Below are 21269 nucleotides of genomic sequence, written 5' to 3'. Positions count from 1 at the left end.
ATAGTATGAGCGCACCTGTCTGGATAACCGCATTTGTATTACACCGGCGTCCCTATCGGGAAACCAGTTATCTGGTGGATTTTTTTACTCTGGAATCCGGCCGGGTCAGTGCGGTGGCCAAGGGGGTAAAAAACAGCAAAGGCGATCGCAAAAGTTTGTTACAGCCTTTTGGCCTGGTACGGATTCAGCTGCGCGGTAAAACCGAGCTTAAAAATCTGTCGCAGATTGAAGCGGCGGATCGTATGACCGTGCTGACCGGTACCGCACTATTCTGCGGCATGTATCTTAATGAGCTGATCAATCGCATTTTACCACAGGGTCTGGCCAGCGAACTGATGTTTGACCAATACCAGCGAACTTTACAGGCATTGCAGCACACCGACACGCCGGATGTTCCGCTACGGGAATTTGAGTTTGGCCTGCTTGAAGAGCTGGGGCAGTTGCCGGACTGGCTGACCGATGCCCGCAGCGGCGAGGCGGTGACGGCAGAACACTGGTACCGGTTTATGCCGGAAAACGGTATTGTGCTGGCCCGGCAGGCCGGCGAAAAGGGCAGTTTCCCCGGTTATGCTCTGCAACAAATGGTCGCTTTGGACTGGACCCCGGCAGCCCGAAAGGCGGCTAAGCTCATCAGCCGGCATGCCCTGTTCCCCCTGCTGGGTGATAAACCGCTTAAGAGTCGCGAATTATTTCGCTAGACGCTGCCCCCGGCGCGTTGATTTTGCTACACTTGGCGCTACTTTTATTGCCGGATACGCAAAGCAAATGAACGAGATATTTCTGGGTGTAAACATCGACCATATTGCCACCTTACGTAATGCCCGTGGCACCTCTTATCCTGATCCTGTCCATGCTGCCGATATTGCAGAGCGCGCCGGCGCAGATGGCATCACTGTTCATTTGCGTGAAGACCGCCGCCATATTAAAGACCGCGATGTTGAAATTCTGGCGCGCACTATTAATACCCGGCTGAATCTGGAAATGGCGGTCACCGAGGAAATGCTGACCATTGCAGAAAAAACCAAACCGGCGTTTTGTTGTCTGGTTCCCGAAAAGCGTCAAGAGCTAACCACTGAGGGTGGGTTGGATGTTGCCGGTAATTTACCCGCGATGCAGGCCGCCTGTCAGCGTCTGGCCGATGCTGGCATTCTGGTATCACTGTTTATTGATGCGGATAAAGCGCAAATCGACGCGGCGGTGGCCTGTAAGGCTCCATATATTGAAATCCATACCGGTCAGTACGCCGAAGCCACTACCGAAAGCCAGGCGCAGGAAGAACTCAACCGTCTGATTGAAGGTATTGAATATGCGCATAATCAGGGCCTGAAAGTGAATGCTGGTCATGGTCTGCATTACCACAATGTAAAACCGGTGGCAGCCATTCCACAGATCGTCGAGCTGAATATTGGCCATGCCATTATTGCCCGTGCAGCGTTTGACGGACTGGAAAAAGCCGTGGCTGACATGCGTCAGCTGATGCAGGAAGCTCGTCTGGCCAGTTTGTTAAGTCAGCGCTAATGGCCATTGTGGGGATGGGGACGGACATTGTGGAAATTGTCCGTCTTGAGCAGGCACTGGCCCGCTCAGACAAACTCGCCCGGCGGGTTCTGACCGCGCCTGAACTGGCCATTTTTGAACAGCACAAGGAGCCTGCCCGCTATCTGGCCAAACGGTTCGCGGCCAAAGAAGCCGCAGTCAAGGCGCTGGGAACGGGGATTGGTAACGGTATCAGCTGGCATCATTTGTGTGTGGGCAACCACGACAGCGGTGCCCCTTTTCTGACCTTCAGTGGTGAGTTTGCCCTGCGCTGTGACGCGCTGGGCGTCAGCCACAGTCATTTGTCTATTTCTGATGAACAGCATTACGCTGTTGCTACTGTTATTCTGGAGCGTTAACTCATGGTGAGCTTTTATAAGCCGGCGAAAAAATCATCCCGCCAGGCAGGCCCCAAGATACTGAATAAAATTTATATTGATGAGCTGGATATGCAGGGCCAGGGAGTCAGTACAAGCCATGAGCCGGTGTTGTTTGTCGATGGTGCGCTACCCGGTGAAACCGTGGATGTGCAGGTAACGGTAAGTCAGAAGCATGTATTGAAAGGCAAAGTGAAAAAGCGTATTGCCACCTCTGCCGAACGCCAGACGCCGTTTTGCCCGCACTACGCCCAGTGCGGCGGGTGTCAGTTACAGCATATCGACCCGGACAGTGCGCTGGTCCAACGTCAGCACGCCATGGATGCTTACTGGCAACGCCAGTTGAAGCTGGACGCCTTGCCGTGGCAACCGGCCATCAGCGGGCCTCGCCCTGCTTACCGGCGCAAAGCCCGGCTGGCCGTTGATGCGCGCGACCCGCAACGGGTGCGACTGGGCTACCGGCAGGAAGGCAGCAAGAAAATTGTGGATGTGACCGAATGCCCAATTCTGGTGCCGCCGTTGCAGGCCTTGATTACACCAATGCGAACCGTACTGCATGCCCACGCTGGCAGCCGGTTCATTGGCCATATTCATCTGCTGGCCGGTGACAATTTGTGTCAGGTGACCCTTAAGGCGACCCGGGATCTTAGTGATACCATGCTCGCTGACTGGCAGGCTCTGGCCACTGAGCATCAGTTCAATCTGGTTCTGCTCGATGCCCGTAATAAAACTCATATCTTGCACCAGCATGACACACTGGTATGCCAGACAGAAGCGGATCTGACCCTGTCGCCGGAGGCGGAAGATTTTGTGCAGGTCAACGGGCCGGTCAATCAGCAAATGATTGCTCAGGCTATGCGGTGGCTGGATCCACAACCGCAGGATGTGATTGCAGACTGGTTTGCCGGGCTGGGCAATTTCAGTTTGTCGCTGGCCCGGCGCGCTGCGCAGGTGCATGCGGTGGAAGGGGTAGCCAGCATGGTGCATAAAGCGCAAAGTAATGCACAGGCGCAGGGCATCACCAATCTGCATTGTGTGCATCTTGACCTGTCTGATGGGCAGCAGGTGCAACAGGCGCTGGGTGGCCAGTTTACCAAAATACTGTTGGATCCATCCCGCGAAGGTGCTGCTCAGGTTTGTCAGCAACTGGCGTCTACCGCCATCCAACAGGTTTTGTATGTTTCTTGCAATCCGAGCAGTTTTACCCGGGACGCAGGTTACCTGATGAATGCAGGATACCGGATTGAAAAAATCAGCCTGATAGAAATGTTTCCCTACACCCGGCATCTGGAAGTCATGGCGCTGTTTACCCGCTCCTTAGACGCCGGCCAATAAGATGAGTTAATTTGCTATGGTATCCACACGGACAGTACATGAGCCTGATCGCCCACCGTTTGAACAGTGGCTGGATAGCTTGTCTATCACTGACAGCACCAAACAAAAGCTCAGGGAGATAAGCCAGCATCCGGAGCGCCTGTTGGTTGGCCAGGAGATGGTTGAGATTCTGCACCAGCTGAATATGGATGCCGTGACCTTACAGGCTGCGCTGGTCTTTCCCTATTGTGAACAACACAAGCTCACCGAGCAGGATGTTGAAACCGAATTTGGCAGCGAAATAGCCCAGCTCATTATTGGGGTGCGCCGGATGGAAGCCATTCGTGCCCTGCATGGTCGCCGTACCAATGGCAAAGGCGACTCTGATGAGCAGCATATCGACAGCATTCGCCGTATGTTGCTGGCCATGGTCGAAGACGTGCGGGCAGTGGTGATCAAAATGGCAGAGCGTATTTGCGCGCTGCAGCAGGTCAAAAAAGCTGACGAGGAAACCCGGGTAATGGTAGCCCGGGAATGTTCCACCATCTATGCGCCGCTGGCGAACCGTCTGGGTATTGGTCAGCTGAAGTGGGAGCTTGAAGATCTGGCTTTTCGTTACCTGCACCCGGTGACCTATAAACAGATTGCCCAGCAACTGGACGGTAAACGAAAAGCACGTGCCCAGTATATTGATGATATTGTGGCAAATCTGCAGGGGCTGGTGGATAACGAAGACATTAAAGCCGAAGTGTATGGCCGGCCCAAGCATATTTACAGCATCTGGAAAAAGATGCAGAAAAAACGCCTGACCTTTGAGCAACTCTTTGATATCCGGGCGGTTCGGATTATTGCGGATCGCCTGCAGGACTGTTATGCCGCTTTAGGGGCAGTGCATGCTGCTTACAAGCACATTCCCAGCGAGTTTGATGACTATATCGCTACGCCCAAAAGTAATGGTTATCAGTCTATTCACACCGTGATTATGGGACCGGGCGGTAAGCCGGTTGAGATTCAGATCCGCACCCAGCAGATGCATCAGGATGCCGAGCTGGGCGTGGCGGCCCACTGGAAATACAAAGAAGGCTCGGCAGGCAAAAACTCAGGCTATGATGAACGTATCAACTGGCTGCGCCGAATCCTGCAATGGCAGGAAGAGGTGGCCGAGTCCGGCGATCTGGTTGAAGAGCTGCGTAGCCAGGTATTTGATGACCGGGTGTATGTGTTTACGCCCAAAGGGGATGTCATTGATTTGCCTCAGGGATCCACGCCACTGGATTTTGCCTACTACATTCACAGCAATGTCGGCCATCGCTGTATTGGGGCCAAGGTCAAAGGGCGGATTGTGCCGTTTACCTATCAGCTGCAAAGCGGCGATATGGTGGAAGTACTGACCGGCAAAGAGCTCAATCCAAGCCGCGACTGGATGCATCCGGGGCTTGGCTATGTGCACTCTTCACGGGCCCGGGCTACCATTCATTCCTTTTTCAAAAAGCAGGATAAGGAAAAGAATCAACATGCCGGTAAAGAGTTACTGGAACGGGAGCTGAATAAAGCACACGTTCCCCTGAAAATGGCCGCCGATGCCTGCGACAAGTTTAACCTGCAATCGGTCGATGATCTTTATGCGGCTATTGGTGCTGGCGATCTGCGAGTGATGTCGGTGGTGCATTACCTGCAACAGTTATTAAGTCCGCCGGAGCCCGAGCCGGAAATTAATCCTAAGCTGAAAACCCGCAAAGCTGCTGGTGCAAAAGGTAAAAATGATGCGGTGGTGGTCGAGGGAGTCGGCCATCTGATGAGTCAGCTGGCGAACTGTTGTAAACCCGTGCCGGGCGAAGCGATTATGGGCTATATCACTCAGGGGCGCGGCGTGAGTGTACATAAGGCTGACTGTGAACAGTTGCAGCATTTAAGCGAAGAACACCCGGAGCGGCTGATAGACGTAAACTGGGCTGATGCCTTAAATGTAGGTTTTGAAACCAGTATCGACATTTTTTGTGCCGACCGTGATGGCCTGCTGCGGGACATTACCACAGTACTGGCCAACGAAAATGTGGCATTGTTAGGGGTTAACAGCTTAAGCGATAAATCCCGTCAGACGGCGACTATCTCGGTGTCGGTTGAGGTGGCTGATCTGGACACCTTAAATCGCGTGCTGACCCGTTTACAGCAACAGCAAGGGGTGGTGGGTGTCAAACGTAAAGAGTCCTGAGCACAGTGTATCCCGTTTGCTTGATATCATGGCCCGCCTGCGCGACCCGCAGTCTGGTTGCCCGTGGGATGCCAAACAAACTATGTCATCGCTGACCCGCTACACGATTGAAGAAGCCTATGAGGTTGTCGATGCTATCGAGCAGGGGCAGCTGCCGGCTATTCGTGATGAGCTTGGCGACCTGCTTTTTCAGGTAGTGTTTTACTCGCAGATAGCCAGTGAGCAGGGCCATTTCGATTTTGCAGATGTGGCCGGTGCAATCAGCGATAAAATGGCACGTCGCCATCCCCATGTCTTTGGTGATGCTAACGTAAATGAAAGTGACCTGTCGGCCCAGTGGGAAGCCATTAAAGCCAGCGAAAAAGGGCCGCAAAAAACCAGCTTGCTGGCGGATGTGCCGGCCGGTCTGCCAGCATTAATGCATGCTCAGAAATTACAGAAAAAATGCGCCACAGTGGGCTTTGACTGGCCACACGTCAGGCCGGTGCTGGATAAGGTAAAAGAAGAGGTCGAAGAAATTCAGCAGGAGCTGGATGCAACTACAATTGACACCGCCCGGGTTGAGGAAGAAATTGGCGACGCCTTGTTTGCGATGGTAAATCTGGCCCGTCACTGTCAGGTGGATGCCGACAGCGCCCTGCGACGTGCCAGTCACAAGTTTGCCGGACGCTTCACACAGGTTGAGCAACTGGCTGCTGCCCGGGGGCAGAGTCTGCAGACGATGACACTGGAGCAAATGGAAGTGCTGTGGCAACAGGTTAAGACGTCGGATTGAGCCGCCGGACTTCGTTTAGCATTCGGCCCGGGGCTTCAAGCCAGCGTGGCGAGTTTATCTGATAAGACAGTCCCGGGTTGCTTAAATAATAGATCTTGCGCGATTCCTGTAGCAACTTAACCGCTTTTTTATGGTCACTATAGCGATTAAAAATGCTGGCTAATTCGCCGCTTTCCAGCAATATTTCAATGCCTTTGACCAGACGTCGATGAAGCTCAGGCCGTCCCGGGGCAACAAAAAAATACTCATAACTGTCGTATTGCAACAGGTGATGCGCCTCAATGGCCAGTGGTGTGTCTTTATGGTGACGAAAGTCCCGGTGTACTTCAATGATATTGCGCGGGCAGTAATCCACCAGACCTTTAGCCAGCGATTTGTACATAGAGTCATACCAGTTGGACCAAGACTCGCCACTCACCCTGAAACCATTGGCTTTTAGAATGGCATAATCGGGCCAGTCCTCGCCCTGAATAGAAATCATAGATTTCAGATCCGCCAGGTTGAGACCAGGGTGGTAGTTTTGTGTTGCTGAAGGGTGGATAGCCAATACCCGGATACCGCTGAAACCCTGTAACAGAGGAAATCGGACCGGCAATAAACGTTGCTCCAGCGTATCGGTGGTAACACTCCACATGACATCAGCCTGACTTTGCTCAAGGGTGGCTATTTGCCGGCTCTGCGTCATATTTAACGGATATCGACTGGTATGCACCGGACCATACTCGGTGGCGGTAACCGCCAGTGCCGCTTTGAGCACCGCGATATGATATGCCCCGTACTGAGCACCATCAAAGGCCGTGACATAGGTGACCGGTGCATCCGACACGCCAGCAGAGTTTGATAAAGGATCGGCACTCACCGCAAAGGCCAGCCATAAAGAAAACAGGTAAGTCAGTCGCATCCTTCTTCGCAATACATCAGTGAATTCTATTGTAATGTAGCTTAACGCCTGAATTATGCACAGAAAAAGTGCGATTATCAGGCAAAAAAATTAATTGCCTCTTAGGGGCAAAAATTTTGTTTCAGGGGTTCGCTTTTTATCCAAAACCTGTATAATTCGCGCCCTGCCCAGTTACACCCACCTTTGGGAAGGTGGAAGAATCAACAGGCTCGAAGGGGTCAACGATTGATTTTATGGTGATTTCTAGCAGAAATCTGTAACGACGATTTTATTCGGGTGAATTTAAATGAAAACTTTTGTTGCTAAGCCAGAAACGGTACAACGTGACTGGTACGTGGTAGACGCCACAGACAAAACTCTTGGCCGCCTGGCTTCTGAAATTGCGCTTCGTCTGCGCGGTAAGCACAAGCCAGAGTATACGCCGCACTGTGATGCGGGCGATTACATCATTGTTATCAATGCTGAAAAAGTTGCTGTAACAGGCAACAAAGCAAAGAACAAAATGTACTACGCGCACACTGGCTATCCTGGTGGTCTGAAAGAGACAAACTTTGAAAAACTGATTGCTGAAAAACCAGAAATGGTGCTTGAGAAAGCAGTTAAAGGAATGCTGCCAAAAGGTCCTCTGGGCCGTGCAATGTTCCGTAAAATGAAAGTTTACGCTGGTGCAGAACATGCACACTCAGCACAGCAACCACAAGTTTTGGACATCTAAGGAGCAACTGACATGGCAGATACTCAATACTACGGCACTGGCCGCCGCAAAAGTTCTACTGCTCGTGTGTTCCTGCGTCCAGGTACAGGTAACATCACAGTAAACAAACGTGCTCTTGATGAGTACTTTGGTCGTGAAACAGAGTGCATGGTTGTTCGTCAGCCACTTGAACTTGTTGAAATGACTGAAAAATTTGATGTTTACATCACTGTAGCTGGTGGTGGTTCAAACGGTCAAGCAGGCGCGATTCGCCACGGCCTGACTCGTGCTCTGATGGAGTACGATGAAGCCCTGCGTCCTTCTCTGCGTAAAGCTGGCTTTGTTACTCGTGACGATCGTCGCGTTGAACGTAAGAAAGTTGGTCTGCATAAAGCGCGTAAGCGTCCACAGTTCTCAAAACGTTAATTTCAACGTTTTATTACTTGCAAAAACCCGGCACTCGCCGGGTTTTTTTTGCCTGAAATTCACGGCAACCCACCTTAATGAATTATTTTTAAACGAAAAAAGTCTCCGTGTACTGGCAGCTTCGGCTCAGTTAGCTATACCTTATGAGTAAATACGTGCACCGCAGGCAGGCATCGCCGCGATAAAAAGACCTGTCCGGCACTCTATTTTTGAATATTTTATAAACAATGTCGGTCAGTGCTTGTAAACAGAAACGATTTTCCCTTATTATTTTGTATGAAAAATAACATATTATAAGAAGTTATATACATGTCGTTAACCTGATGCGTCAGGCTTCGATATCTGCTGTAGCCTTCAGGGCTAGCACTCTGACATCTGGCTGGAGCAAAACAACCTGGAGAAATGTGGATGAGTGATGTGTCAGTTGATGCCAGTGAATCTGCACCCGGCAGCCCCGGACCAGCCAACAATACCCGACGCCGTTTTTTAACTATTGCCACATCGGTGGTCGGTGGTGTGGGGGTGGCAGGAGCTGCAGTGCCTTTTATTGCGTCATGGAACCCAAGTGCTAAAGCGAAAGCGGCCGGTGCTGACGTCGAAGTAGATATTAGTGCCATTGAACCGGGCCAGCTGGTCAGGGTGATGTGGCGCAGTAAACCCGTCTGGATCGTCAGGCGCACACCAGCAACGCTGGAGGGCCTGGCTGGTTACGAAGATCAACTCAAGGATCCTGAATCCCAGGCTGAGCAGCAGCCAGGTTTTGCACAAAACCGCTACCGCTCACTCAAAGAAGAGTATCTGATACTGGTGGGGATCTGTACCCATCTTGGCTGCTCGCCGCAATACCTTAAAAACGGCGCATTTGAGGAAATCGTCCAGGGCGTACCCGATGGATTCTTTTGCCCTTGTCACGGCTCAAAGTTTGATATGGCCGGACGAGTGTTTCAAAGCGTGCCGGCTCCGCTGAATCTGGTGGTTCCGCCCTATCAGTATGTTGACGATACGACGGTCATCATTGGTTCAGAAGCGGAGGCATCATGAGCGCATTTCTTTCCTGGATTGAAGCCCGTATTCCGCTAATGCGGGTGGCAAACATGCATGCCATTCAGTATCCCGCTCCGCGCAATATGAACTTTTGGTATGTATTTGGTTTTCTGGCCACTATTGTGCTGGTCAATCAAATTGTCACCGGTATCTGGCTGACCATGAACTTTGTGCCCACCGCAGAAGGGGCGTTTGCCTCGGTGGAATACATTATGCGCGAAGTGGATTTTGGCTGGGTTATCCGCTACATGCACAGCACCGGCGCCTCGGCGTTTTTTATTGTAGTGTACATGCATATGTTCCGTGGCATGATTTATGGCTCGTACCAGAAGCCCAGAGAATTGCTATGGGTATTTGGAATGTTTATCTATCTGGCACTGATGGCTGAAGCCTTTATGGGCTATGTACTGCCCTGGGGGCAGATGTCCTACTGGGGCGCCCAGGTTATTGTATCTCTGTTTGGTGCGATTCCGGTCATTGGGCCGGATCTGGTGGTATGGATTCAGGGGGACTATGTGATATCCGGGGCCACGCTGAATCGGTTCTTTGCCCTGCACGTTATTGCCCTGCCACTGGTCATTGTGATCTTAGTGTTCTTACACATTATTGCGCTACATGAAGTGGGCTCGAATAACCCAGACGGTGTGGCCATTAAACACAAAAAAGGCTCACTGTCACAGAGCGAGAAAACACCCTATAAGATTCACGAATATTACACCAGCAAGTACGATATTGCAGATGATGTGGTGCCTTTCTTCCCGCATATTGTGCTAAAAGACCTGATTGCGTTCAGTGTGTTTTTGTTTGTGTTCTGTTACATCATGTTCTTCGCCCCGGAGATGGGGGGCAAATTCCTGGAGCATCCAAACTTTGAAATTGCTAATCAGCTGAAAACACCAGAGCATATATTCCCGGTTTGGTACTTCACGCCGTTTTACGCCATTTTGAAAGCTGTGCCGGATAAACTGTTCGGGGTTATTGCCATGTTCGGGGCTATTGCCGCACTGTTTGCCTTACCCTGGATTGACCGTGGTTCGGTGCGCTCATGGCGCTATCGCTGTGGTTTTCATAAGGTTAACCTGCTGGTCTTCGCAGCAGTGTTTATTTTTCTGGGTTATCTGGGTGGTACGCCGCAGGAAAACTGGAAAATCGTTGCCTCGCAAATTGCTACGGTGTTCTATTTTGGCTTCTTTGTGGCGCTGTTTTTGTACAGCAAAAACGAAACCACCAAACCTGTGCCAGCGAGGATCCCGAAATGAGAAAGCTCCTGATTGCATTATTATTCGGATTTCCGCTGATGGCCATTGCGGCAGGCAGTAGTTATCCGCTGGATAAAGCGCCGGTGGATTTGACCGACCAGGCATCGCTACAGCGCGGAGCTAAAATTTTCATGAACTACTGCTCTGGCTGTCACTCAATGAAATACCAGCGTTACAAGCGCTCGTTTGATGATCTGGGGATTCCTGAAGAGCTTGGCCAGAAATATCTGCAGTTCAACGGCGACAAGGTCACTGACTACATGAATCGGGCCATGCCTGAAGAGCAGGCCGGTGTCTGGTTCGGTGCGGCCCCGCCGGATCTGACTCTGGTGGCCCGGGTGCGCGGTGAAGACTGGCTATATACCTACCTGCGGACCTTTTATGTAGACCCGGATCGGCCGTTCGGGGTGAACAACAAGGTGTTTCCTGAAGTCGGCATGCCTCATGCCCTGCAATCTTTGCAGGGCACGCCTCGCGAAGCCTACGAGGAAGCCATGGTGGATGGCGAGATGACCGAGCGGTATATCGGTATCAAGTCTGACGGTGACGGTGAATTATCTGCTGACGAGTATGATAAGGCGGTGGGCGATCTGGTGAACTTTTTAGAGTACACCGGTGAACCATTCAGACTGCAATCCGAAAAAATAGGTAAGTGGGTGCTTGCCTTTATCGTTGTATTGTTCATTTTTGTGTTCTTACTGAAAAAAGAATACTGGAGAGAGGTACACTAATCCCCTCCAAATTATGTATAATACGACCAGGGGGCTACTCGCCCCCTTTTTTAGCTTTTGTGACGCTGTCAAAATAGGGCAGTGTGAGAGTCTCTCGACGGAGGAAATTTAATGGCCGTAGCCGCGAATAAACGCTCTATCATGACGTTGTTCTCAGATAGTATTGATATTTACAGTCACCAGGTACGTATTGTACTGGCGGAAAAAGGCGTGGGTGTAGAAATCAGCTACACTGATCCCAGCAACTTGCCAGAGGACCTGATCGATCTGAATCCCTACGGAACCGTTCCTACGCTTGTAGACCGTGAACTGGTGCTATACAAGTCACATATCATCATGGAATATCTGGACGAACGCTTTCCGCACCCACCACTGATGCCGGTTTATCCTGTATCACGGGGGCAAAGCCGCCTGATGATGCACCGCATTGAAGCTGACTGGTACTCACTGGCTGCCCGTATTTTCCGTGGCGAAGGTGATGTTGAAGCCGCGCGAAATGATCTGCGTGAAGCCCTACTGTCGCTGGCCCCGGTATTTGCTGAAATGCCTTATTTCATGAGCGAAGAATTCAGCCTGGTAGATTGTTATCTGGCACCGCTGTTATGGCGTCTGCCTGCACTGGGCATTGAACTGAACGGTGCTGGCGCGAAAGAAATTAACGCTTATATGACGCGTATTTTTGCCCGTGCGTCGTTTAAAGCGTCACTAACTGACCAAGAACGCGAAATCCACAATCCTTTATGAGTACAATGACACCGAATCAGCCCTATTTGCTGCGCGCGTTCTATGACTGGATTTGTGATAACCAGATGACGCCATATATTGTTGTTGATGCAACAAATGAGCTAGTCGATGTTCCCCAGGAATTTGTGAAAGACGGACAGATTGTGCTGAATGTATCACCTTCTGCCTGTGCAAATTTCAATATGGATTTGGAATTTCTGTCTTTTCAGGCCCGCTTTGGCGGACAGCCACGCAACATCAGTATCCCTTGTCAGGCAATTATGGCCATTTACGCTCGCGAGAATGGCGCAGGTACTGTGTTTGCTGTTGAAGAAGACATGGCGCCCGAGCCAGAGACGCAGGCCCCAGAAGTCAGTGAACCATCAAGGCCATCTGGCGATATCAACGATGCCGATGCTGACAGTGCACCGGTTCCGCCTAAAAAAGGCAAACCTAATCTGAAAGTGATTAAATAAGATAATCCGGCCCTGGCGCCGGATTTTTTATAGGTCTTCTGCGCTTTGACCAAAAAGCCCGTAAGTGGTGAGTATATCGGGAGAGTGGTGGCGCAGTCTGTAGATAGCCACGATGCGAGGCACGTCTGAACAGACATCAAGGAGACAATCATGAAAGTATCCTTTATTGCAGGCAGCGTTATCGCTGGTGTGCTCTGCCGTGCTTCCAGCCTATGCCGCCAGCCTGAATATCAGTATTCAAAATCTGACCCGAAGCATTGCTTTCCCGCCTGGCGCTGTTGCAGGCGGTCTGCGATTTACATTATGCAGGTTACGAGCATCCACCGTTTGCGCGCCAAACTGGCAGCAGATATCCGCGTGGCGGCTATGCTGGAAACCGTGCGCGGGGTAGGCTATCAGTGGAACCCAAACGGGTTTACCGCAGCATCACAGACTCACCGAACGCTGACTACACCAGAAACAGTGTCGCGGTGCCCAGAAAGGCAAATATCCCAACCACATCTGTAATGGTGGTCAGAATAACACTGCCGGCCAGCGCAGGGTCTATCTTCATTTTTTTCATGACAATAGGCAAGGTGGCGCCAGCGACAGCAGCAGCCAGCATATTGATCAGCATGGCAAAGGCAATAATTGCCCCGAGCATCAGGTTTTGCTTCCAGATCGCAATGACAGAAGCGATCAATACAGCCCAAATCATACCGTTTAAAAAGCCAATCGCCAGTTCTTTACTGATAAGCCAGCGTGAACTGCTGGGGTTAACATGGCCCAGCGCCATCCCGCGGATAACCAGCGTCAGGGTCTGATTACCAGCGACCCCACCCATACTCGGTACAATGGAATTTAGAATGGCCAGCACTGCCAGCTGACTTAATGTCGCCTCGAACAAGTCACTGACCATGGCGGCCATCAGTGCGGTAACCAGGTTGACGCCCAGCCACACAGAACGGCGCTGAGTACTTTTCCAGACCGGCGCAAAGGTATCTTCCTCGTCATCCAGACCTGCCATACTCATCATAGAATGCTCAGCATCTTCGCGGATAATATCCACCACATCATCAATGGTAATACGACCTACCAGACGATATTTGTCATCCACTACCGGCGCTGATAACCAGTTATAACGTTCAAACAGGCTAGCGACTTCATTATCGGGCATGTTGACCGGGATAGCCTCGGCTTCCTCGTCCATCACTTCAGACACTTTATCCTCGGGCGCAGCGGTGAGCAGCCGGGCGACCGGGACCACGCCAACCAGGTTATCGGTGCGATTGACCACATAGAGTGTATCGGTATTCTCAGGCAGTTCGCCTTTTAGCCGGATGTACCGTAGCACCACATCTACCGTCACATCAGGACGCAGGGTAATGGTGTCGGTATTCATAATGAAACCGGCGGTTTCCTCACCGTATGAGAGCGCCTGTTCTGCCCGGACCCTGTCCTGAGCATCCATGGAATGCAGGATACCTTGCAACACCTCGTCGGGCAGACTGCTCAGGGTTTCAGCGAGATCATCCGTATCCATTTCTTCAAGCGCATCAACCACACGATGGGGTTTCATCTTGGTGATGATACCGTTACGCACATCCTCAGACAGCTCTTCCAGGATATCGCCATGAAAATCGCTATCAATCAGCTCCCACAGCTCATCCCGGGTTTTGGTCGGACTAGACTCAAGGATCAGGGCAACATCGGACGGGGGGAGTTCATGCAGCAGCTTGCGCACCGACACAAAGCGACCATTAGCCAGCGCAGCATTAAGGGTACGCAACTGACTTTGGGCAAACTTTGATTCAAACGCTTCGGCCACAGGCAGACCCTTGAAAGATAGATGATTTGATGTGCCTAGCCTACATCAGGCCAGGCGATCTGTCATGATAAACCAGACTGGTTAGTATGATTTTACGACCGGGTGGCGATGCAATGAGCAGTCACCAGTGCTGCTACTGCAAAGGGTTATTCGTCTTCGTTAAACTTACCTACGATAAGCGCTTCAATGGCCTCCATGGCTTGCTCAGCATCCGGCCCGTCACTGATAACATTGACCTGTTCACCCTGATGACTTTCCAGCATCATCAGACCCAGCACACTGTTGGCATCAGCGCGTTTGTCACCCTGAATAAGCGTAATGGTGGCATCAAACTGATTTGCCAGCTGCACCAGCTGAGTGGCAGCCCGGGCATGTAGTCCCAGCTTGTTTACAATGGTCAGCTGTTTTTCCACTTTCACGACTTATGTAACTCCCTGTGCCGGATTTGTACATCCGGATGAATATCCTTAAATGTTTTAGCCAGTGTCTCTGACACAAATACCGAACGATGCTGACCACCGGTACAGCCAATCGCGACCGTCACATAACTGCGGTTATTACGCTCCAGGTGTGGTAGCCAGGTGGTGATAAGATTCTGAATCTGCCAGATAAACTTGGTCACAATGGGCTGTGAGCCCAAAAATACTTCCACCGGGCCATCCAGACCGGTGAGATGTTTTAAATCCGGCTCCCAGTGAGGGTTAGGTAAAAAGCGGGCATCAAACACATAGTCGGCGTCTTTAGGAATGCCGTGCTTAAAGCCAAATGATTCAAATACCAATACCAGCCGCGAGCTTTTCTTTCCTAAAATCCGCTCACGAATCAGCTCAGCCAGCTGGTGAATCGACAGAGCATCGGTATCAATATACAAATCTGCGCGCTCGGCAATCGGCGCCAGCAGATCACGTTCAGAAGCAATGGCATCAGACAGTGACTTATTCATGCGGGTCAGCGGGTGTAAGCGGCGGGTTTCACTGAAGCGCTTGACCAGAATATCATCGCTGGCGTCAATATAGACAATGGTCAGCGACCATGACTGAGGCAGGTAATCTAAAATTTCACTCAGTTCAGCCGGGTCTTTTGGCAGGTTACGCACATCAATACTGACAGCGACCTGATTAGTTTCTTCAGAGACCGAGTGGGTCAGGGCGGGCAATAAATTAACCGGGATATTGTCCACGCAGTAATACCCCAGATCTTCCAGCGCTCTTAACGCCACAGATTTGCCCGACCCGGAGCGACCACTGATGATAATAAGCTTCACGCACGTCTCCTGAAAAAAAGCCCTGAGCTATTTCAGGGCTGTAATAATGTCATCACTGGTGTGTGCACGGCGAATGGCTTTCACCGTGTCTTTGTTACTGAGTTTCCCTGCTACCAGCGCCAGCGTCTGAAGATGTCCTTCAGTTTGCTCTTCCGGTACCAGCAGGGTGAAAAAAATATCCACGGGTTGATTGTCAATGGCATCAAAGTCAATGGCCGGCTCACTGGTCACCACAATGGCGATAACCCGGTCCAGGCCCGGCAGGCGCCCATGAGGCAGTGCAATACCATTACCTATACCGGTACTGCCCATACGCTCCCGGGTCACCAGACTGTTTAGCACAGTAGCCTGATCAATCTCCGGGTTATTGTCAGCTGCAATGCCGCTGATAATCTCCAGGATACGCTTTTTACTATTACACTGAACCGCACATTTAGTGCGGTCCAGACTTACAATGGCTTGTATATCCATAAAGGAATCAGTGTTTTTTCAGTTTTTCCTTATGCTTGATAACCTGGCGATCCAGTTTATCGACCATACTATCGATGGCAGCATACATATCGGTGTTTTCTGAAGACGCGAATACTTCCGCCCCGCTTAAATGAACCGTCGCTTCGGCTTTCTGCGCGAGTTTTTCAACATTAAGAATCACATGCACATTAGAGATGTGGTCAAAATGGCGCTCAAGCTTATTAAACTTTGTATCGACATAAGTACGCAAAGAGTCAGTGATCTCAACATGGTGACCAGTAAGATTAATTTGCATAGTCGTCTTCCTTATTGTGAGCTAGCCTTCATTAAATAAGGCTTTTGCGTTGGTTTGACGGGGGGATCGATAACGATTCCCGATATTTTGCTATTGTCCGCCGGGCAACTTTAATGCCTTGATCGGCCAACAATTGAGCAATTTTGCTATCACTAAGCGGCTTGCTTGGTGTTTCCGCAGCAACCAGTTTTTTAATCAATGCCCGAATCGCAGTAGAAGAACATTCGCCGCCAGACTCTGTGGCCACATGGCTGGAGAAAAAGTATTTCAGTTCAAAAATACCTCTGGGCGTGTGCATGTACTTCTGGGTTGTCACCCGTGAAATAGTCGATTCGTGCATATCTACCATTTCTGCGACATCGTTTAACACCATAGGTTTCATCATTTCAGGGCCGTGTTCAAAAAAGCCCATCTGCTGCTGTACAATGCAGTTAGCTACTTTTAGCAGCGTATCATTGCGCGACTCCAGACTTTTTATAAACCACTTGGCTTCCTGCATATGCGAACGAATGAACTGTGAATCGCTGCTGTTTTTAGCGCGTCGGCTCATCGATGCATATTGCTGATTAACACTCAGTTTTGGCAGGCTGTCTGGGTTTAGCTCTACAAACCAGCGGCCATTTTTCTTCGCTACCGAGACATCCGGAATAACATATTCAGGCTCTTTGGTCACCAGCGCACTGCCTGGACGCGGATTCAGCGTTTGCAGCAAGCGCATGGCTTCACGAAGTTGATCTTCTTTTAGTTTGGTCTTACGCATCAAAGTGCGATAGTCCTTACTTCCAAGCAGATCGGAATACACTTCAAGCAGGTTTCGTGCTTCTTCAAGCCACGGTGTATCCGGGCTGAACTGGCGCAGTTGAACCAGTAAACATTCCTGCGGCGAGCGTGAACCTGAACCAATCGGATCGAACAGCTGAATACGTTTGAGTACACACTCCACTTCATCCTCTTCAACCGGCTCTTCCATATCCTCGCTATTAATGCTTTGCAGAATATCTTCCACGGTGACCGTCAGATAACCTGACTCATCAATGGAGTCGATAATGGCCGTAGCAATTGCCCGGTCAGTATCTGAAAACGGGGTCAGACGCATTTGCCATAACAGGTGGTCCTGAATATTTTCAGTGGTTTCCCCCTGAAAAACAGTATCTTCATCACTGCCAGGGCCCGGGGCTGGCGCAGAAGACGCCGAATAATACTCATCCCAGGTACTGTCGATCGGCAGCTCGTCAGGCAAGTCATTTTTTTCCAGCGCCTCACCAGATTCCAGATTGTCGGTAGCGCTGGCAGTTGCTGGTGTGTCATCACCATCATTATCGATATTGTTTTTTTCCACAATATCGTTATCAGACCCTTCGTCCACTTCCAGCAGCGGGTTGGAATCTAAGGCTTCCTGAATCTCCTGCTGTAGATCAAGTGTCGACAGCTGCAGCAGCTTGATAGCCTGCTGCAGTTGCGGGGTCATGGTTAACTGTTGACTAAATTTTAATTGTAAAGATGGTTTCATCTACGTCTTATAACTCTTGTACGTTTGTACACTGAGGTGAATGCCAGGCATGTTCATCTTTCTGTCACACCTTAACTATAGCTTGAATTGCTCACCCAGGTATACATCGCGCACTTTTTGGTTGCTTAATACTTGTTCGGCACTACCCTGGGCAATCAATTCGCCGTGACTGACAATGTAGGCCTCTTCACACACGTCCAGGGTTTCCCGTACGTTGTGGTCAGTGATCAGGATACCGATACCCCGGTCACGTAAATGCTGAATTATCTTCTTTATATCATTAACCGATATAGGATCAACACCCGCAAATGGCTCATCCAATAGTATAAATTGCGGATTCGCCGCCAGTGCCCGGGCAATTTCCACCCGCCGGCGTTCACCGCCTGACAAACTCATCCCTGTACTATTACGTATATGGTTGATATTGAATTCATCAAGTAGGGCATCGGCTTCTTCTTCCCGTTTACCGGCATCTAAATCATTACGGGTTTGCAAAATCGCCATAATGTTTTCATGTACGGTCAGTTTACGGAATATAGAAGCTTCTTGCGGCAGATAGCCGATACCCTTGCGCGCCCGCTCATGCATGGGTTGATGCGTCATGTCTTTATCATCGATAAAGATTTTGCCCTTATCCAGCGGCACCAGCCCAACAATCATGTAAAAGGTGGTGGTTTTACCGGCACCGTTAGGACCAAGCAGTCCTACGATCTGGCCGGTGGATACTGACAGGCTGACATCGGTGACTACCTGCCGGGACTTATAGGATTTTGCGAGATTTGAGGCAGACAGTGTTGCCATATAACTTACTTACCTTCACCGGTTTGTTGAGGTTGCGCCGGTTTGTCCTTACCGTCTTGCTGCTGAGAAGCATCGTCCTGATTTTCACTTAATTTTTTCATCGCTTCGGGGCGAAATACCGTGGTCACCCGACTGTCTTTATTGTCATCAGCACTGGTGGCCAGCAGTTGCTCCTGAACCATGTCGTATTTGATGCTATCACCCTGAACCATGCTGCTGTTTTGCCGGATGGTGGCATTGCCAGACATCGAAATGGTGCGCTTGGCTACCTCGTAGCGAAGCTCGGCAGCTTCGGCACTGACTTTACTGCCATCATCCATGGTCTGAGAGTACTTTGCCGGGTTACCGCGGGCGATCATCACTTCACGGCCCTGACCGTCTTTGGCGCTGACTTCCACTTCATCGGCTTTGATGGTCAGCGAGCCCTGCGAGATGGTCACATTATCTTTAAAGCGGGTCACTTTGTTTTTACCATCCATAGATTGAGTACGGGCATCCACGGTGATTGGTTTTTGAAAATCCCCTGAGCCTGCCATCGCTGGCGCTGACAGGGAAAGTGCGGCCAGAAAACTAACGGCCAGGTGAATAGGTAGTCTGTACATGATCAATTAACTCATATTCTTGTGAGCTCAGGTCGCCCTTTATTCCGTTACTATTTACCACAAACTCGGTTCCGCGAATCACCACAGGCTGATCAGAGGAAAGCGTTTTGTCGTCCAGGTTTATCTTTATAAAGTCAGTACTGATGGTATTAACAAATTCGTCAGGCTGTAAATTTTTGATACTGACTTGTGATTCCAGTTCAATCAGGTTGTTGTTATACAGCGTACCTTCATTTGCGGTTACCTGCCACGGCGTTTCGCCGTCATCCATGTAAACCGTGTACTTGGGTTGCTCAAACAGGACAAAACCTAACTGGTCGTAATGCTCCATGGTTTCGGCAAAGACCTGATGGTTCAGCTTGCCGTTGTCATCATAGATAGTGGTGGTGAGATTCTTTGCCGTATACGCCGGTTTTAACGCGCCATCTCCGGCACTTTTTTGAGGAGTGTCAGACTCTGACATCCACACCGGTGTGTAAACCAGTAAAATCAGCACAAACAGTGCCGCAATACTCAGACCCAGACGGTTCATACACTGGCTCCGTGGATCCCGTCCTGCATACCATGGGCTTGCAGAATGACATCGCACAGCTCACGCACTGCACCAAACCCGCCGGATTTATTCAGCACCCAGTTAGCGGCACGGGTGACCTGCGGATGAGCATCTTTTACCGCCACCTTGGTCGCCGCATGTTCATACATGCCTAAATCCGGAACATCGTCGCCAATCGCGGCAACCTGATCCTTGCTGACACCCAGTTTCTCACACAGCGCCTGCAAGGCCGCAGCTTTGTTTTCCTCGCCCTGAATAATATGCTGAACACCCAGCGCCTGCATGCGATTCTGCACAATCGCCGAGGTGCGGCCGGTGATAACGGCCACTTCAATACCAGCTTTGATCACCGCTTTTAAGCCATAGCCGTCACGAGTATGAAAGGCTTTCAGTTCCTCGCCGTCATTGCCCAGATAAATACGGCCGTCGGAAAAAACGCCGTCAACATCACACACCAGCAGCTTAAGATTCTGCAACCGGTTGAACGTTTTTTCTTCAATCATGCCGTAGTAAGTCACCACATGGGTCATCACAATACTCCTGCTTTTAGCAACATATGCATATTGAACGCACCCACCGGCTTGCGTTGTGCGTCGGTCACCATTAAGGCACTGATTTTATGTGCTTCCATGGTATTCAGTGCTTCTACTGCCAGCTCATGGGCCTGAATAGTTTTGCCACCCCGGGTCATCACCTGACTGATCCGGGTGTGGTGGATATCGGTTTTGGTATCCAGAATGCGGCGTAAATCACCATCGGTGAAAACGCCGCATAACACCCCGTCTTTATCAGTGATACCGGTCATACCCAGACCTTTAGAGGAGACTTCCAGTAACGCCTGAGTAATCGTGGCGTCATCGCTGACCAGTGGCAGGGCATCGCCGGTGAGCATAATATCCTGCACTTTGAGCAGGAGTTTGCGGCCCAGACTGCCACCGGGGTGAGACAGCGCAAAATCATCTGAGGTGAAACCGCGGGCATCCAGCAGAGCAATTGCCAGAGCATCGCCCATCACCAACGTGGCCGTGGTACTGGACGTGGGGGCCAGCCCCAGCGAGCAGGCTTCCTGCTCCACGCTGATATTCACCACTACATCGGCATGCTGACCCAGCGTACTTGATGTGCTGTTCGTCATAGCAATCACCGGAACATTAATACGCTTGACGACCGGCAGCAGGTTAATCAGCTCGTTGGTTTCTCCCGAGTTTGATATTGCCAGCAGCACGTCGTCTTCACCCAGCATACCCAGGTCGCCATGATTGGCCTCGCCCGGGTGCATAAAAAACGCCGGCGTGCCGGTACTGGCCAGAGTAGCAGCTATTTTATTTCCGATATGTCCAGATTTCCCCATACCGCTGACCACGACTTTGCCTTTGCACTGATAAAGCAATTCGCAGGCCCGGACAAATGTGTGATCCAGGCGCGCAGACAGGGCGCTGATCGCGCGCTGTTCAATGTCGATAACCCGGCGGGCTGAGGCTAAGAAGGTATCCTGCAT

General features: G+C 50.7%; 25 protein-coding genes. 13 read left to right on the top strand and 12 right to left on the bottom strand.

Annotated elements, in window-relative coordinates; translation table 11 throughout:
* Window positions 1–5: 5 nt before the first annotated feature.
* The 6 genes from recO (at window position 6) to mazG (ending at window position 6214) form a co-directional block, all read left to right on the top strand.
* Window positions 6–698, top strand: a complete 693-nt coding sequence (gene recO / locus EZV72_RS15130) for a DNA repair protein RecO (protein ID WP_137168014.1) — start codon at window positions 6–8, stop codon at window positions 696–698.
* Between the two features lie 67 nt (window positions 699–765).
* Window positions 766–1518, top strand: a complete 753-nt coding sequence (gene pdxJ, locus EZV72_RS15125) for a pyridoxine 5'-phosphate synthase (RefSeq protein WP_137168013.1) — start codon at window positions 766–768, stop codon at window positions 1516–1518.
* Window positions 1518–1895 (top strand): holo-ACP synthase, encoded by a 378-nt coding sequence (gene acpS, locus EZV72_RS15120; RefSeq protein WP_137168012.1) that lies wholly within the window; start codon window positions 1518–1520, stop codon window positions 1893–1895. Before pdxJ ends, acpS begins: the two co-directional genes overlap by 1 nt.
* 3 nt (window positions 1896–1898) lie before the next feature.
* Complete coding sequence (gene rlmD, locus EZV72_RS15115; RefSeq protein ID WP_137168011.1) at window positions 1899–3248, top strand: 23S rRNA (uracil(1939)-C(5))-methyltransferase RlmD; 1350 nt, start codon at window positions 1899–1901, stop codon at window positions 3246–3248.
* A 16-nt stretch (window positions 3249–3264) separates the two neighbouring features.
* The gene (gene relA / locus EZV72_RS15110; RefSeq protein ID WP_137168010.1) at window positions 3265–5439 is read left to right on the top strand and encodes a GTP diphosphokinase; all 2175 of its coding nucleotides are present in this window, start codon (window positions 3265–3267) and stop codon (window positions 5437–5439) included.
* 28 nt (window positions 5440–5467) lie between these two features.
* Window positions 5468–6214: a nucleoside triphosphate pyrophosphohydrolase gene (mazG, locus tag EZV72_RS15105; RefSeq protein ID WP_137168785.1), complete on the top strand. Its 747-nt coding sequence runs from the start codon at window positions 5468–5470 to the stop codon at window positions 6212–6214.
* Here the strand turns inward: mazG and EZV72_RS15100 are convergent.
* On the bottom strand, window positions 6198–7115 hold the full coding sequence (locus tag EZV72_RS15100) for a hypothetical protein (protein WP_137168009.1): 918 nt from the start codon (window positions 7113–7115) through the stop codon (window positions 6198–6200). The two genes, mazG and EZV72_RS15100, sit on opposite strands and share 17 nt — an antisense overlap.
* Window positions 7116–7401: 286 nt before the next feature.
* Between EZV72_RS15100 and rplM the strand changes: the two genes are divergently transcribed.
* The 7 genes from rplM to EZV72_RS15065 all read left to right on the top strand — a co-directional run bounded on the left by rplM (window position 7402) and on the right by EZV72_RS15065 (window position 12468).
* Complete coding sequence (rplM, locus tag EZV72_RS15095; RefSeq protein ID WP_137168008.1) at window positions 7402–7830, top strand: 50S ribosomal protein L13; 429 nt, start codon at window positions 7402–7404, stop codon at window positions 7828–7830.
* A gap of 12 nt (window positions 7831–7842) precedes the next feature.
* Window positions 7843–8235, top strand: a complete 393-nt coding sequence (rpsI, locus tag EZV72_RS15090) for a 30S ribosomal protein S9 (protein WP_137168007.1) — start codon at window positions 7843–7845, stop codon at window positions 8233–8235.
* Between the two features lie 408 nt (window positions 8236–8643).
* Complete coding sequence (gene petA / locus EZV72_RS15085; protein WP_137168006.1) at window positions 8644–9276, top strand: ubiquinol-cytochrome c reductase iron-sulfur subunit; 633 nt, start codon at window positions 8644–8646, stop codon at window positions 9274–9276.
* Window positions 9273–10538 (top strand): cytochrome b, encoded by a 1266-nt coding sequence (locus EZV72_RS15080; RefSeq protein WP_137168005.1) that lies wholly within the window; start codon window positions 9273–9275, stop codon window positions 10536–10538. The genes petA and EZV72_RS15080 overlap by 4 nt, the downstream gene beginning before the upstream one ends.
* Window positions 10535–11269 (top strand): cytochrome c1, encoded by a 735-nt coding sequence (locus tag EZV72_RS15075; protein ID WP_137168004.1) that lies wholly within the window; start codon window positions 10535–10537, stop codon window positions 11267–11269. The genes EZV72_RS15080 and EZV72_RS15075 overlap by 4 nt, the downstream gene beginning before the upstream one ends.
* A 111-nt stretch (window positions 11270–11380) precedes the next feature.
* On the top strand, window positions 11381–12013 hold the full coding sequence (gene sspA, locus EZV72_RS15070; protein WP_137168003.1) for a stringent starvation protein SspA: 633 nt from the start codon (window positions 11381–11383) through the stop codon (window positions 12011–12013).
* Window positions 12010–12468: a ClpXP protease specificity-enhancing factor gene (locus tag EZV72_RS15065; protein WP_175405138.1), complete on the top strand. Its 459-nt coding sequence runs from the start codon at window positions 12010–12012 to the stop codon at window positions 12466–12468. Before sspA ends, EZV72_RS15065 begins: the two co-directional genes overlap by 4 nt.
* 448 nt (window positions 12469–12916) lie before the next feature.
* On the opposite strand, the gene mgtE is transcribed toward EZV72_RS15065, so the two are convergent.
* The 11 genes from mgtE to EZV72_RS15005 form a co-directional block, all read right to left on the bottom strand.
* Complete coding sequence (gene mgtE, locus EZV72_RS15055) at window positions 12917–14275, bottom strand: magnesium transporter (RefSeq protein ID WP_137168001.1); 1359 nt, start codon at window positions 14273–14275, stop codon at window positions 12917–12919.
* A gap of 146 nt (window positions 14276–14421) precedes the next feature.
* The gene (locus EZV72_RS15050) at window positions 14422–14694 is read right to left on the bottom strand and encodes an HPr family phosphocarrier protein (protein ID WP_137168000.1); all 273 of its coding nucleotides are present in this window, start codon (window positions 14692–14694) and stop codon (window positions 14422–14424) included.
* Complete coding sequence (rapZ, locus tag EZV72_RS15045) at window positions 14691–15539, bottom strand: RNase adapter RapZ (protein WP_137167999.1); 849 nt, start codon at window positions 15537–15539, stop codon at window positions 14691–14693. The genes EZV72_RS15050 and rapZ overlap by 4 nt, the downstream gene beginning before the upstream one ends.
* A gap of 27 nt (window positions 15540–15566) precedes the next feature.
* Entirely contained in the window at window positions 15567–16010 is a 444-nt protein-coding gene (ptsN, locus tag EZV72_RS15040; RefSeq protein ID WP_137167998.1) for a PTS IIA-like nitrogen regulatory protein PtsN, read from the bottom strand.
* Window positions 16011–16017: 7 nt separating this feature from the next.
* Window positions 16018–16305 carry a ribosome hibernation promoting factor gene (hpf, locus tag EZV72_RS15035; protein ID WP_137167997.1) on the bottom strand — a complete coding sequence of 96 codons (288 nt, stop codon included), beginning with the start codon at window positions 16303–16305 and terminating at the stop codon, window positions 16018–16020.
* A gap of 31 nt (window positions 16306–16336) precedes the next feature.
* Entirely contained in the window at window positions 16337–17815 is a 1479-nt protein-coding gene (locus EZV72_RS15030; protein WP_137167996.1) for an RNA polymerase factor sigma-54, read from the bottom strand.
* Window positions 17816–17890: 75 nt separating this feature from the next.
* The gene (gene lptB, locus EZV72_RS15025) at window positions 17891–18616 is read right to left on the bottom strand and encodes an LPS export ABC transporter ATP-binding protein (protein WP_137167995.1); all 726 of its coding nucleotides are present in this window, start codon (window positions 18614–18616) and stop codon (window positions 17891–17893) included.
* 5 nt (window positions 18617–18621) lie between these two features.
* Window positions 18622–19218, bottom strand: a complete 597-nt coding sequence (lptA, locus tag EZV72_RS15020) for a lipopolysaccharide transport periplasmic protein LptA (protein WP_137167994.1) — start codon at window positions 19216–19218, stop codon at window positions 18622–18624.
* A complete protein-coding gene (lptC, locus tag EZV72_RS15015; RefSeq protein WP_137167993.1) occupies window positions 19187–19750 on the bottom strand; it encodes an LPS export ABC transporter periplasmic protein LptC in 564 nt (187 codons plus the stop codon). Before lptC ends, lptA begins: the two co-directional genes overlap by 32 nt.
* Window positions 19747–20301 (bottom strand): 3-deoxy-manno-octulosonate-8-phosphatase KdsC, encoded by a 555-nt coding sequence (gene kdsC / locus EZV72_RS15010; RefSeq protein ID WP_137168783.1) that lies wholly within the window; start codon window positions 20299–20301, stop codon window positions 19747–19749. The genes lptC and kdsC overlap by 4 nt, the downstream gene beginning before the upstream one ends.
* Window positions 20301–21269 carry a KpsF/GutQ family sugar-phosphate isomerase gene (locus EZV72_RS15005; RefSeq protein WP_137167992.1) on the bottom strand — a complete coding sequence of 323 codons (969 nt, stop codon included), beginning with the start codon at window positions 21267–21269 and terminating at the stop codon, window positions 20301–20303. The genes kdsC and EZV72_RS15005 overlap by 1 nt, the downstream gene beginning before the upstream one ends.

The organism is Salinimonas lutimaris (assembly GCF_005222225.1).
Taxonomy (GTDB): domain Bacteria; phylum Pseudomonadota; class Gammaproteobacteria; order Enterobacterales; family Alteromonadaceae; genus Alteromonas; species Alteromonas lutimaris.
Note: the sequence above shows the minus strand (reverse complement) of the source record. Positions and strands in the feature narration are given on the sequence as shown.

What these genes read in the sequence shown, in the direction of transcription:
- recO (WP_137168014.1), top strand. Translation starts at nt 6, where the DNA reads ATGAGCGCACCTGTCTGGATAACCGCATTTGTATTACACCGGCGTCCC.
- pdxJ (WP_137168013.1), top strand. Translation starts at nt 766, where the DNA reads ATGAACGAGATATTTCTGGGTGTAAACATCGACCATATTGCCACCTTA.
- acpS (WP_137168012.1), top strand. Translation starts at nt 1,518, where the DNA reads ATGGCCATTGTGGGGATGGGGACGGACATTGTGGAAATTGTCCGTCTT.
- rlmD (WP_137168011.1), top strand. Translation starts at nt 1,899, where the DNA reads ATGGTGAGCTTTTATAAGCCGGCGAAAAAATCATCCCGCCAGGCAGGC.
- relA (WP_137168010.1), top strand. Translation starts at nt 3,265, where the DNA reads ATGGTATCCACACGGACAGTACATGAGCCTGATCGCCCACCGTTTGAA.
- mazG (WP_137168785.1), top strand. Translation starts at nt 5,468, where the DNA reads ATGGCCCGCCTGCGCGACCCGCAGTCTGGTTGCCCGTGGGATGCCAAA.
- EZV72_RS15100 (WP_137168009.1), bottom strand. Translation starts at nt 7,115, where the DNA reads ATGCGACTGACTTACCTGTTTTCTTTATGGCTGGCCTTTGCGGTGAGT.
- rplM (WP_137168008.1), top strand. Translation starts at nt 7,402, where the DNA reads ATGAAAACTTTTGTTGCTAAGCCAGAAACGGTACAACGTGACTGGTAC.
- rpsI (WP_137168007.1), top strand. Translation starts at nt 7,843, where the DNA reads ATGGCAGATACTCAATACTACGGCACTGGCCGCCGCAAAAGTTCTACT.
- petA (WP_137168006.1), top strand. Translation starts at nt 8,644, where the DNA reads ATGAGTGATGTGTCAGTTGATGCCAGTGAATCTGCACCCGGCAGCCCC.
- EZV72_RS15080 (WP_137168005.1), top strand. Translation starts at nt 9,273, where the DNA reads ATGAGCGCATTTCTTTCCTGGATTGAAGCCCGTATTCCGCTAATGCGG.
- EZV72_RS15075 (WP_137168004.1), top strand. Translation starts at nt 10,535, where the DNA reads ATGAGAAAGCTCCTGATTGCATTATTATTCGGATTTCCGCTGATGGCC.
- sspA (WP_137168003.1), top strand. Translation starts at nt 11,381, where the DNA reads ATGGCCGTAGCCGCGAATAAACGCTCTATCATGACGTTGTTCTCAGAT.
- EZV72_RS15065 (WP_175405138.1), top strand. Translation starts at nt 12,010, where the DNA reads ATGAGTACAATGACACCGAATCAGCCCTATTTGCTGCGCGCGTTCTAT.
- ptsN (WP_137167998.1), bottom strand. Translation starts at nt 16,010, where the DNA reads ATGGATATACAAGCCATTGTAAGTCTGGACCGCACTAAATGTGCGGTT.
- hpf (WP_137167997.1), bottom strand. Translation starts at nt 16,305, where the DNA reads ATGCAAATTAATCTTACTGGTCACCATGTTGAGATCACTGACTCTTTG.
- EZV72_RS15030 (WP_137167996.1), bottom strand. Translation starts at nt 17,815, where the DNA reads ATGAAACCATCTTTACAATTAAAATTTAGTCAACAGTTAACCATGACC.
- lptB (WP_137167995.1), bottom strand. Translation starts at nt 18,616, where the DNA reads ATGGCAACACTGTCTGCCTCAAATCTCGCAAAATCCTATAAGTCCCGG.
- lptA (WP_137167994.1), bottom strand. Translation starts at nt 19,218, where the DNA reads ATGTACAGACTACCTATTCACCTGGCCGTTAGTTTTCTGGCCGCACTT.
- lptC (WP_137167993.1), bottom strand. Translation starts at nt 19,750, where the DNA reads ATGAACCGTCTGGGTCTGAGTATTGCGGCACTGTTTGTGCTGATTTTA.
- kdsC (WP_137168783.1), bottom strand. Translation starts at nt 20,301, where the DNA reads ATGACCCATGTGGTGACTTACTACGGCATGATTGAAGAAAAAACGTTC.
- EZV72_RS15005 (WP_137167992.1), bottom strand. Translation starts at nt 21,269, where the DNA reads ATGCAGGATACCTTCTTAGCCTCAGCCCGCCGGGTTATCGACATTGAA.